The sequence below is a fragment of the Vibrio sp. OPT20 genome (assembly GCF_963889365.1).
Taxonomy (GTDB): Bacteria; Pseudomonadota; Gammaproteobacteria; order Enterobacterales; family Vibrionaceae; genus Vibrio; species Vibrio splendidus.
In genome coordinates this window covers 1-11,755 of record NZ_CAWPOA010000036.1, presented here as the reverse complement: position 1 = coordinate 11,755, position 11,755 = coordinate 1, and the positions used below count along the sequence as shown (strand labels likewise).

The 11,755-nt window shown below is 42.4% G+C and carries 9 protein-coding genes, 1 tRNA gene and 1 rRNA gene; 6 read left to right on the top strand and 5 right to left on the bottom strand.

Annotation, left to right across the window (positions count from 1 at the left end):
• Positions 1 to 92: 92 nt before the first annotated feature.
• From AACR09_RS07990 to grxB, 3 genes are all read left to right on the top strand, one after another.
• Complete coding sequence (locus AACR09_RS07990; RefSeq protein WP_102450156.1) at positions 93 to 1,073, top strand: Gfo/Idh/MocA family protein; 981 nt, start codon at positions 93 to 95, stop codon at positions 1,071 to 1,073.
• Positions 1,074 to 1,237: 164 nt separating this feature from the next.
• A complete protein-coding gene (locus tag AACR09_RS07985) occupies positions 1,238 to 1,396 on the top strand; it encodes a hypothetical protein (RefSeq protein WP_004733064.1) in 159 nt (52 codons plus the stop codon).
• A gap of 350 nt (positions 1,397 to 1,746) precedes the next feature.
• Positions 1,747 to 2,379: a glutaredoxin 2 gene (gene grxB / locus AACR09_RS07980; RefSeq protein ID WP_102566516.1), complete on the top strand. Its 633-nt coding sequence runs from the start codon at positions 1,747 to 1,749 to the stop codon at positions 2,377 to 2,379.
• 125 nt (positions 2,380 to 2,504) lie between these two features.
• Here grxB and ppsR read toward each other — a convergent pair whose 3' ends face one another.
• Positions 2,505 to 3,338: a posphoenolpyruvate synthetase regulatory kinase/phosphorylase PpsR gene (gene ppsR, locus AACR09_RS07975; RefSeq protein ID WP_102502707.1), complete on the bottom strand. Its 834-nt coding sequence runs from the start codon at positions 3,336 to 3,338 to the stop codon at positions 2,505 to 2,507.
• Positions 3,339 to 3,516: 178 nt separating this feature from the next.
• On the opposite strand from ppsR, the gene ppsA reads away from it, so the two are divergent.
• Positions 3,517 to 5,889: a phosphoenolpyruvate synthase gene (ppsA, locus tag AACR09_RS07970; RefSeq protein WP_017086817.1), complete on the top strand. Its 2,373-nt coding sequence runs from the start codon at positions 3,517 to 3,519 to the stop codon at positions 5,887 to 5,889.
• A gap of 75 nt (positions 5,890 to 5,964) precedes the next feature.
• On the opposite strand, the gene AACR09_RS07965 is transcribed toward ppsA, so the two are convergent.
• A complete protein-coding gene (locus tag AACR09_RS07965; protein ID WP_193834685.1) occupies positions 5,965 to 7,080 on the bottom strand; it encodes a hypothetical protein in 1,116 nt (371 codons plus the stop codon).
• 322 nt (positions 7,081 to 7,402) lie between these two features.
• Here AACR09_RS07965 and AACR09_RS07960 point away from each other — a divergent pair, with 322 nt between their 5' ends.
• A complete protein-coding gene (locus tag AACR09_RS07960) occupies positions 7,403 to 8,737 on the top strand; it encodes an MATE family efflux transporter (protein WP_193834683.1) in 1,335 nt (444 codons plus the stop codon).
• Between the two features lie 98 nt (positions 8,738 to 8,835).
• Here the strand turns inward: AACR09_RS07960 and AACR09_RS07955 are convergent, their stop codons facing one another.
• Positions 8,836 to 9,690 carry a glycerophosphodiester phosphodiesterase family protein gene (locus tag AACR09_RS07955; RefSeq protein ID WP_193834682.1) on the bottom strand — a complete coding sequence of 285 codons (855 nt, stop codon included), beginning with the start codon at positions 9,688 to 9,690 and terminating at the stop codon, positions 8,836 to 8,838.
• Between AACR09_RS07955 and AACR09_RS07950 the strand changes: the two genes are divergently transcribed.
• Positions 9,590 to 11,173: a phosphoethanolamine transferase gene (locus tag AACR09_RS07950; RefSeq protein ID WP_228010465.1), complete on the top strand. Its 1,584-nt coding sequence runs from the start codon at positions 9,590 to 9,592 to the stop codon at positions 11,171 to 11,173. The two genes, AACR09_RS07955 and AACR09_RS07950, sit on opposite strands and share 101 nt — an antisense overlap.
• A gap of 291 nt (positions 11,174 to 11,464) precedes the next feature.
• On the opposite strand, the gene AACR09_RS07945 is transcribed toward AACR09_RS07950, so the two are convergent.
• Positions 11,465 to 11,555, bottom strand: a tRNA-Ser gene (locus tag AACR09_RS07945).
• A gap of 105 nt (positions 11,556 to 11,660) precedes the next feature.
• A 5S ribosomal RNA gene (rrf, locus tag AACR09_RS07940) occupies positions 11,661 to 11,755 on the bottom strand; the annotation flags it as partial.

The window sequence follows — 11,755 nt, the reverse complement described above, 5'->3', positions numbered from 1 at the left end:
TAGGGAAATTGTTCCGTAAATCTCAGGCACATTGCCAGCCGTTGAGTGCTACTATCTCTGCAGAATCAATACACTAACTATTGGACACCTATATGATTAAGTTTGCTGTAATTGGAACCAATTGGATTACACAAAAGTTTGTTCAAGCTGCTCACGAATCTCAATCAATGCAACTTGCTGCGGTTTACTCTCGAAATCTAGACAGTGCGGCACAGTTCGCCCAAGAGTTTGACGTTGAAACGACGTATAACTCACTCGACGCATTGGCCAATGACAAAACGGTTGAAGCCGTATACATCGCTTCACCGAATTCACTCCATTGCGAACAGTCCATCTTCATGATGGAGCACGGCAAACATGTCATCTGTGAAAAGCCTGTCGCATCGAATATTGATGAAGCAACCCGAATGTTTGAGGTCGCTCAGAAGAACGGTGTGGTGATGTTTGAGGCGTACAAATCTCAGTTTCTGCCGAACTTTAAGCAAATTCAACTTGGTTTAGAAAAGATTGGCAAGGTACATAAGGCACACATCAACTACTGCCAGTATTCATCGCGCTACCAAAAATACCTAAATGGCGAGAACCCAAACACCTTCAACCCAGCTTTTTCTAACGGCTCATTGGTCGATATTGGCTTCTACTGTGTTGCCGCGACAGTCGCGTTATTTGGCAAACCTGAAAATGCACAGGCTTCTGCAAAGCTGCTTGATTCTGGCGTGGACGCACATGGCTGTGCGATCTTCCAATACCCTGAGTTTGATGTGACCCTTGCGCACTCCAAAGTCAGTGATTCTTATACGCCAAGTGAGATCCAAGGTGAACTAGGAGCGATCATCATCGATCACATCGCCGAATGCACCGACATTAAGATCCGCTACCGCGATGGCACGGTAGAAAACCTCACTCAAGCACAAAGCGAAAATTCAATGTGTTACGAGGCGCAAGCCTTTGCTAGTTGCATTGCTGGAGACAACACAACACAAACGCAAGCCCAACAGCGCGCTTTAACGGTTGCTAAGTTAATTACAGAGATGCGCCAACAAGTTGGTGTCGTTTATCCGGCAGACAAATAACATCGCTGAATGAGTTAACAAACTGATTTTTAAGAAATACTGTTTTATGCATAACTAAATTTAATCTTTACGACAAATAACCGGATTAGTTGATTGGGGTGCCATCTGTTTAAATCCGCGTTCGATATCTATCGTATTTATTTAATTTATTGAAGGTGTGTAAAGTGTTTTCAGTTGACGATCGCGTTGTAGCAACAAAAGGTGTTGAGCTTGGTGAAATGGTAGTGACTGGCCTAAGTGCTGGTGGTGGCTACGTTCACGTTACAACGGTAGAAGGCGCAATGACGCTTACTTACCCAGCACAAGACCTTAAAAAAGCATAGTTTAACCACTCTGCTCTTTTAGTAGTCACTCTGCTAAAGGTAACAACATTGAGGCTTTGGCTGACTTCACTCTTCTGCATTAGAGTGAGCCGCCAGAGCCTTTTTTGTGCCCGTTATTTCTCACTAGCCTTCCCATTAGTCTACTCATTGCAGTAAAGCCGAATCCAACAGACAATAGAATTAATGAAAGAGTATTTATACCAAACACTTATTGTGTGTTGTTGATGCTTGCTGTTTATCAATACTTAGCATTGATTAGTACTTAGCGTTTATTGACGCTTAATGTTCGTAATACTTTCTGGTACATTAGCATTAACTTATATTTATAATATCCTGAACTAAGGGAAGCTATGAAGCTTTACATTTACGACCACTGCCCTTTCTGTGCAAGAGTTGCCTACATCGCTCAATCTTTAGGCTTGAACATCGAACTTGTTTCTGTAGATTATGATGATGCTCAAACCCTTATCGATCTGATCGGTAAGAAGATGGTGCCAGTCCTACAAAAAAACGACAGTTCGATTATGGCTGAAAGCCTAGACATCATTGTTTACTTCATGGATTTGAAATCAAGTGACGAGCAACGTGATCCATCTGAGCAGGCTGCGCTTTTTCAAAGCCGCGCTTTCCCTCTGACTCAACAGATCGGACGCCCACGTTGGTGGAACCTCGACTTGGCTGAATATCGCTCTGCTGGAGCCAAAGAGGCTTGGCGTGCAAGTAAAGAGACCGAAGGTTTTAACTTTGAAGAGCTCTTAGAAAAGACCCCACAATACGTTCAACTGATTAACCCATTACTGAAAGATGCAGAGCTTCTATTGGATCTAGAGAATGGTGAATCATCGCTACCTTTAGTTGATCAAGCACTCTATTTCTCAATGCTTCGTGGCTTCTGTGTTGAACCAAGCATCACATGGCCACCAGCACTTGAGCGTTGGTTAGAAAAACAGAGTCAAACGTTAGGCATCAAGCTTCTTCGCTAATTTCCTAATTTGCTAAGTCGTTAGTCGTTAGTCGTTAGTCGTTAGCAACGAGCCTAAACGAAAAATCGAAGCTCCCCGAAACATTGTTCGTACGAGCTTCGATTTTTATGACTCAATTGTCTTTTCTACAACAAGCGCCTTCTCAACCCTGTTCGCTCCAAGATTCGCGTTGAAATTTCTTCAACCGATAACGAAGACGTGTTGATGTAAGGTATCGCTTCTCGGCGAAACATCGACTCTACCGTTTGCAACTCATACAAGCATTGCGAATCACTCGCGTATTCACTTCCGGCTAAACGGCTCTCTCGAATTTCAGTCAACCTTTCCGCATCAATGGTTAAACCAAACAGCTTGTGTCGGTAGATCTCAAATTCGGGTAACAGCTTCAAGCGCGCCAAGTCATCATGAATGAACGGATAGTTCGCTACGCGCAAGCCAAACTGCATCGCCATATACAAACTTGTCGGTGTCTTACCGCTTCGAGACACACCCAATAGGATGATATCCGCCTCTTCAAGCCCTTTCAGCGTGATGCCATCATCATGAGCCAACGTGTATTCAATCGCAGCAATACGGTCGAAGTACTTCACTGAATCTTTATTAACACTACGTGAGCGCTGCAGCTTAGGCACCGGGGCCATTTGGGTATCGTCTTGCACTTTCTGCACAATACTCTCTAGCACGTCATAACAATGCGCTGGTGCCTCCAAGAGCTTCTGCTTGATGTCTGGAATCACAATCGAAAAAAAGACCAACGGGTGGTTGCCCGTATCACGATACGAAATTTCGATCTCTTTTAATAAATCAGAAAGTTTGTCCTCACTTTCGACAAACGGGAAAGTTTTTTCATTGGCTTCGAATGGGAATTGACCTAGAACAACATGCCCTAAAGTCTCACATGTTATGGCCGTTCCATCAGAAACATAGAATACATCACGACTTTGGATATCAATTTGCATTTTTTATTTAATGTTTAAAATTATTTTGAGTAGGATGGGAACCATAATATATATAACGAAACCCTGCTGACTATTACGTCCCCCACAGCTTTAGAAAATAATTTACATTTTTTTAAACTGATACGTAATCGTTTGCCTTTAAATCCCTACAATGCTTGCTATGTTTCTGGAGAAATAAATGCAAAATAACACCCTATGGTTCAATGGCCTTTCCATGGAAGATGTCGACAAAGTCGGCGGTAAGAATGCTTCACTTGGCGAGATGGTTTCTAACCTAGCCAACGCTGGCGTATCAGTACCTAATGGTTTTGCTACCACATCTTATGCGTTTAATAACTTTCTTGACTACAAAGGTCTTGATGAGCGCATTCACCAACTCCTTGATGAACTTGATGTTGAAGACGTTGACGCACTGCGTAAGACAGGTGCAACGATTCGACAATGGGTTCTAGACGCACCCTTCCCAGAATCACTAGAGCAAGACATCCGTGATAACTACCGCGAACTGATTGAAGGCAACGAAGAATTGTCTGTTGCGGTTCGCTCATCGGCAACAGCTGAAGACCTTCCAGATGCTTCTTTTGCAGGCCAACAAGAAACCTTCCTTAACGTGAAAGGTATCGATGCGGTTATCGAAGCGACCAAACACGTGTTCGCTTCTCTGTTTAACGACCGTGCTATCTCTTACCGAGTACACCAAGGCTTTGATCACCGTGGCATTTCATTGTCTGCGGGCATCCAGCGTATGGTTCGCTCAGACAAAGCTTCCTCAGGTGTTATGTTCACGCTTGATACTGAGTCAGGCTTCGATCAAGTGGTATTCATCACCTCTTCTTGGGGTCTAGGTGAAATGGTTGTACAAGGCGCTGTAAACCCAGACGAGTTCTACGTTCACAAGCCAATGCTAGAAGCGGGTCACTACCCAGTTGTTAAAAAGACGTTTGGTTCTAAGTTGATCAAGATGATCTACTCAACCAACCAAGAGATCGGCAAGCAAGTTGATATCATCGACACCGATACTCAAGAGCGTAACGAGTTCTCATTGAACGATGAAGAAATCAAAGAACTAGCGAAACAAGCGATGATCATCGAGAAGCACTACCAACGTCCGATGGACATTGAGTGGGCGAAAGATGGCATCGACGGCAAGCTTTACATTGTTCAAGCTCGACCAGAGACGGTATGTTCTCAAAGCGACCAAAACGTTATCGAGCGTTACGAGCTAAACAACAAGGCTGATGTCTTGGTTGAAGGCCGCGCTATCGGTCAACGTATCGGCTCAGGCCCTGTTCGCTTGGTTGATTCACTAGACCAAATGTCACTGGTTCAAGAAGGCGATGTACTGGTAACCGACATGACAGACCCAGACTGGGAACCTGTGATGAAGAAAGCGTCCGCGATTGTGACTAACCGTGGCGGCCGTACTTGTCACGCTGCAATCATCGCTCGTGAGCTAGGCATTCCTGCCATTGTTGGCTGTGGTACAGCGACAAGCAGCCTAAATGATGGCGACATCGTGACAGTGTCATGTTCAGAAGGTGAAACGGGCTACGTTTACAACGGCGAACTCGACTTTGAAATCAAACGTTCTGAGGTTGATGAGCTACCAATGCTACCAACCAAAGTCATGATGAACGTAGGTAACCCAGATCGTGCCTTCGACTTTGCTCAAATCCCGAACGAAGGTGTTGGCCTTGCTCGTCTTGAATTCATCATCAACAAGATGATCGGTATTCACCCGAAAGCTCTGCTGAACTTCGATGAGCAAACGGATGAGATCAAAGCAGAAATCAACCAACGTATTCGTGGCTACAAAGATCCAATCGATTTCTACGTAAGCAAGCTAACAGAAGGCATCGCGACCATCGCTTCTGCATTCTGGCCTAAACGTGTGATCGTGCGTATGTCTGACTTTAAGTCAAACGAGTACAGCAACCTTGTAGGTGGCAAAACATTTGAACCACATGAAGAGAACCCAATGCTGGGCTTCCGTGGTGCATCTCGTTACATCTCTCCAGTATTTGAAGACTGTTTCGAACTAGAAACTCAAGCGCTAAAACGCGTTCGTAACGAGATGGGACTGAAGAACGTTGAAATCATGATTCCATTCGTTCGTACTCCAAGCGAAGCGGCATCGGTTATCGATATTCTGGCTAAGTTTAACCTACGTCGTGGCGACCAAGGTCTGAAAGTCATCATGATGTGTGAGCTACCATCGAATGCGATATTGGCTGATGAGTTCTTGAAGTACTTCGATGGCTTCTCTATCGGTTCAAACGACATGACACAGCTGACACTTGGCCTAGATCGAGATTCAGGCGATGTGGCACACCTCTTCGACGAGCGCAATCCTGCAGTTAAAGCGATGCTGAAAATGGCTATCGATGCAGCGGCGAAAGCGGGTAAGTACGTCGGTATTTGTGGCCAAGGCCCATCTGACCATGACGACCTAGCCGAGTGGTTGATGGAGCAAGGCATCAGCTCTGTTTCACTAAACCCAGATACGGTTATCGACACGTGGTTGAAACTTGGTAACGTTGCGAATAAGTAACGCTTAGCCACTCAAATAGAAACACCGAAAAGTAGAGTCAACAAAGCCAGTCATTGCGACTGGCTTTTTTTACGTTTAATCGAGCAAAGCTCGTGCATTATCACCTTGCGCATATATACACAGGCTAACACTAGATAATGTCTTTATATCATCCAAATTCACGAGTAATGAGTTAACTCCATTCGCGAGGTTTTGATTAAGACGGTTAACAATCGCTTGTACCTTAGCAATGTCTTCCTTTGCTTTCGGTACTCGGGTATTCATAAAGTTGAACCACTTCTCATTCATATTACGAGAGACCTTCGCCAGCACTTCTGAGTTTGTAATGGTGAATGGCTTATCCAGTGTGCCACCGTCACGCAGAATATCGTAAATGATGTGCCCGTTCTTTTTCGCAACCATCATATTTTTCGTGTTCAGTTGAAGCTCACCAATATGTCCATTCTCCATCTCTAGAAAGAATTTTATATCTTTGTATCCAGCTTCAGTCGCACCACAGTTGTACTTTGCGTTTTTGCCTTTACTGGTGCCATAGCGATCTTTCATTGCTGATTGATGGTGTTTCAATTTGTCAAATTCTGTCGATAGCGCAATGATGGATTTCGCTGCGATCATATCTTGTGAGGTTTCAAACACGATTGTCATACGTGCGGCGTCTTTGAGATCGCCAATATCATAGTGCCGTTTACGGTTGGTGATCTTATCTAACGCACCGTGGAAGTCTTTAACCCCAAGATAAGCACCCGGAGGCTGTTTGACGGTTCCATTACACACCGAAGCCACTTTAACCGCGTATTCTTTTAACGCCTCTTGCGCTTCTACAGTTTCCATAAACATCATGAAAAGTTGTTTCTTCTTAAGTGTTGCATTGGCGACTTGGTTTCGAGAACCAAAATCTAGGTTGCCGCTGGCTAATTTCTGACTCGATGTTTGATCCAAGTAGTCATGAATTTTTTCTTTTTCAGTCATGATATCGAGTATCACTTGGTCTTGCTGTTTGTTCGCTGCGTTCAGGTAGTCAAAATTTTCTACTTTCTGTCTGAGCGCCTGTAACCTTTGATTATAGTCTTGGACATTCACCAATCGGAATCCTTGCGACATAATCCCTTGCTGGTTTATCTTCGCCAAGACCTTGGCTTTGTTCTTTCTCACTTGTTCTTGGCTGATCTGTATTTCTTCTGCCCCTGGCATATTTTGGCTCCCTCTCAAATATGCATTTAAAACTGTGCTTGCTGACTCGCAATTCCTTTTCACTCCAACGATATTAGTTTATGGATTTGATAATTACATTAGCCAATTTAGATAAGCCTATAAAATAAATAAGGTTTGAGAGGTACTTCCATAAAGTCACAGTGCCGAATGCACCGAACCTACTGGGAAGAAGCAAAGGTAATATGTTTAGATCGGGGAACATTTATTGGTATCGAGCTGACCTTACGTTATCCTTTACGCAATTCTTCATTGAGAGGTTTGTCATCACAACAAGCCTAACTTCAAGACCGATAAGAGTGTTATGAATTCTACGACCGCAACTCCCTCGCCTTCTCTTGGCCGACAACTCTATACAATGACATGGCCAATGCTGTTTGGGGTGCTTTCCCTAATGAGCTTCCAGCTTGTAGACAGTGCTTTCATTGGCCAACTGGGCGTACTACCGCTCGCTGTACAAGGTTTTACACTTCCAATACAGATGATCATCATTGGTATTCAGGTCGGGCTAGGTATCGCGACAACTGCGGTAATCGCTAGAGCCATTGGCGCGAATGAAACGCGCTACGCTAAGCAGCTTGGTGGATTGGTCATTGCGATGGGCAGCGTGAGTGTCGCGCTTTTCTCCGTCATCATCTATCTGCTGCGTGGCCCTATTTTACAACTCCTCGATGCACCACCGACGGTATTGCCGATCATTGATTCTTACTGGATATATTGGCTTGTAAGCTCTTGGACAGGTGCACTGCTCTACTTTTTCTACAGCGTGTGTCGTGCAAATGGTAATACCATGCTGCCCGGTTCGATGATGATCGCCACCAGTATCATCAACTTGATATTGGACCCGATTTTCATCTTCACGCTCGACATGGGTATCAACGGAGCCGCGATTGCGACCATCTTAGCGTTCGGCGCCGGTATTTTTATCGTTGCTCCGAAGGTGACTAATAAGCATTGGATGACATTCGACTGGCACGATCTTGATATTGGCAAGAGTGTTCGCTCCATTGGAAACATCATGGGGCCAGCCATGATCAGTCAACTGCTGCCACCAGTCTCTTCGATGCTCGCCACCAAACTGCTTGCTGGCTACGGCACAGCAGCCGTTGCGGCTTGGGCGCTAGGTTCACGTTTTGAGTTCTTTTCGATTGTTGCAGTGCTTGCTCTAACTATGTCGATGCCACCTATGATTGGCCGAATGTTGGGAGAAAAGAACCTAGAAAACATACGCAAGCTCGTCAAGATTGCCGTGACGTTCGTATTAGGGTTCCAATTGGTGATCGCACTAGTAACTTGGGTGTTCTCTGGCGGGTTGGCAAATCTCATGACCAGCGAAGACGAAGTCTCGGCCATCTTGAACTACCACTTGCTTATCGTTCCTATTAGCTTAGGGCCTTTGGGGATCTGTATGCTGATGGTTTCTGTCTCTAACGCATTAGGCAAGTCTTACACAGCCTTGACGATATCAGCACTGCGCCTGTTTGCTTTCTTCTTACCTTGCTTATGGGTTGGTTCGCAGCTTGCTGGCATTGAAGGCCTATTCTGGGGCGCTATGGTAGGTAATGTACTTGCCGGCACCTGTGCATGGTTTATGTACCAACGCGCACTCGGGCAAGTGGAGGCTAAGCTTGCCAAATAGGCAAGTCGGGAGCTCATCAACCAAGCAATTTCCAAAGAACATTTAATTCGACATCAAAGCAGGGCGATGACGCTCTGCTTTTTAGATAACCTGCAATCTTAGAGTTCATCTGATGGAAGAACAAAGTCGACATATAACGCAAAATTTCCGATTCCAGAAGCTTTAATACCATCCAAGTCTAAATCATTTGTCGAATAGATCATGGAAGAAACCCCCATGTTGCTTAGTTCTATCGCCTTCTTATACTCACTCCCAAGCGAGCCAAGGTTATCACCCCGATACGTCACAGCCTTAATTTTATTCAAATCAATCCAATCAAGAATAAATGGTGTATTTAGATCTATATTTAATGCGACATTATTAAAACCTAAATCTATTGCTTCATTATATTTATCTATACTGAATACTTCGATAATAGATTTATCTTTATCTATTATATATTTTGAAAGCAAGGCAAGATTTTTTATTTTATCCGTAACTAACACCACATCATTTTTATCTAGAATATCAATAGCTGTAGATATATTTAATGTTTTATATTTATCATAAATTATCTTTGATTCAAATTCTTTAGAACTAATAGACCCAGTATTATTAGAATTTGTCATTTCGTGAAAAGTCTTCCAATCATGAACAGCAACAATCCTTCCATCCGATGAGATAAGTAGATCTAACTCTACCATCTTGAATCCATGTTCAATTGATTGCTCCATCGCTTCTAAGGAGTTTGTATATTTTAATCCGTTGATTCCCCCACCGGCATGTGCGATCAAACCACCAGAATTACCGATAATATTAGGGATGTTATTATGTTCATTTGGGTATGCCTTTACATTGCCTCTCCATACATCAATGACTACACTCATCGAAGAGCCGATAACAAAAGCTACCCAAAAACATATGAGAACTAGACAAAATATTGATATTAAGACTCTGATTCCTTTAAGTATCATGACATTTTACCTGTTGAGAACTGGGGCTGATGATAATGTGTGGTTTACCCTGTCAATATTGAGTTTAAACATGTTATGTATAGCAACTATAATAGCATTTGTCGGTAATAGGTTTGTATTTCTTCTTCTCACGGTAATAATGACTTTTGATTTCTATTTAAGATTAAACTCTCTAAGCTTAGACTTAGGTGTCTTAGGGTCGGTTTTAGAGTCTAATCGAGGTGAAGCTCTTGAACATATAAAAAGCATTAGCATCATAACATATGTAAAGATTATTATATTTTCCATTCTACTTTTTTTATCATTTCACATTACCTTAGGAAAGGTTGGTAAGCCATTTTCATTAATTATGTTGATATTATTTTCCAGCATATTAATCACCAAATTTTATAGCTTACATGATAATAAAAAGACGACATACCTCAATGAAGAATACTCAAAAACAATCCATCATGAAGTGTGGTTTGGTTTTTTAGGTTTAATTACAGTTGTTAAACCTATTTCTTTATATTATGAACTGTCTCTTCTCGAAGGGGGAAAATCAGTAATCTCTTCAAAATGGGAGAATGTTCATACAAATAATGTATTAAAGGATATTTACATCGTAAATATTGGTGAATCTGTTATTAAAAATTACTTCCCATCGTATAACGAAGAGAATGGAAAGATAAAAGGAGCAGCCATATTTAATGGTGTTATTTCCCCATCCGTTGTTACATATTTCTCAGTCCCTCGAATATTATCAAAGAGCCTAGATGTAAACAGGCATGATAAAAACTTAAATGTGATAGATCTTGCTAATGATGCTGGAATGAAAACTTATTGGATATCAAATCAAGCTAAGATCGGGCAATACGAGACACAGGTATCCGCAATCGCGAGTAGGGCACATTACCAATATTATAAGAATACGTCTTATGATAAAGCTGAACCCGATAACATTCTCCTACCAGAAGTGATCAAGGCGATTCGTGAAGAAACTAAAAAACCGAAAGTCATTTTCATTCATACCATGGGGTCACACTATGACTTTTGTAAGAGATTTGATGAAGAAATTTCACTAAAAGCCTCCGATAACAAGTATCTAGCATGCTATTCAAAATCAGTGGCTTATGGCGTGGCTTTTATAGAGAAGCTTAGAGACCTACTCACGATGCATGATAAAACATATAAAATCATTTATTTTTCTGACCATGGCCTAACGTCTGTAAATGCCCCCCCATATTTGATTCACGGTACTGGATCACACTTTTCAAGGCAGGCAGTAGAAGTGCCGTTTGTAACAATGAGTGACGATACTCAAGAAACAAAAACACATTCGGTCAAATATAATTTGAGAGACTTTTCAGACACATTTGCGCAATGGATAGGAATAGATTCAGAACAGACAGAGCAACATAAAAGTATCTTCAATACCGAGTACATAGGAAAGGAGTATGACTCAGTGTTAACGAGTGAGTTTAAGGTAAGAAAAATCGACTAAGCGAACAACTGATACAGAAGATTCTGAATAGCATAAAGTTTACTTAGTAAGTAACCTTCTCCGCACATCAAGTTATCCCTTATTTAACACTGTGTAGGCAGATATCAGCTCAATTTTACTTATTCAAGAACTTCATTAACCTTGTTAGCAAACAGCCTAATGAGATGATTTAGGAAACTCTGACAGTATCCGTGGGTGAATTAAGTGCGTGTGTAAATATTTGGATGATACATAATGATTTGAAACAGATAAGAAAAAAGCCCGCTGATTTCTCAGCGGGCTTTCCAATGGTGGTGGAGGGATAGGGATTTGAACCCTAGAACCGCTATTAACGGTTGCCGGTTTTCAAGACCGGTGCTTTCGACCACTCAGCCATCCCTCCAACAAATTGTCATCAATAGATTAGTACACTAATGATGTTGTTAATTGCTAATGCAAGTAACGATACCTTTTGTCTTCACTTTTTAAAAAGTGAAAATAAATAGGAGCCTGGCGATGTCCTACTCTCACATGGGGAAACCCCACACTACCATCGGCGCTATTGTGTTTCACTTCTGAGTTCGGCATGGAATCAGGTGGGTC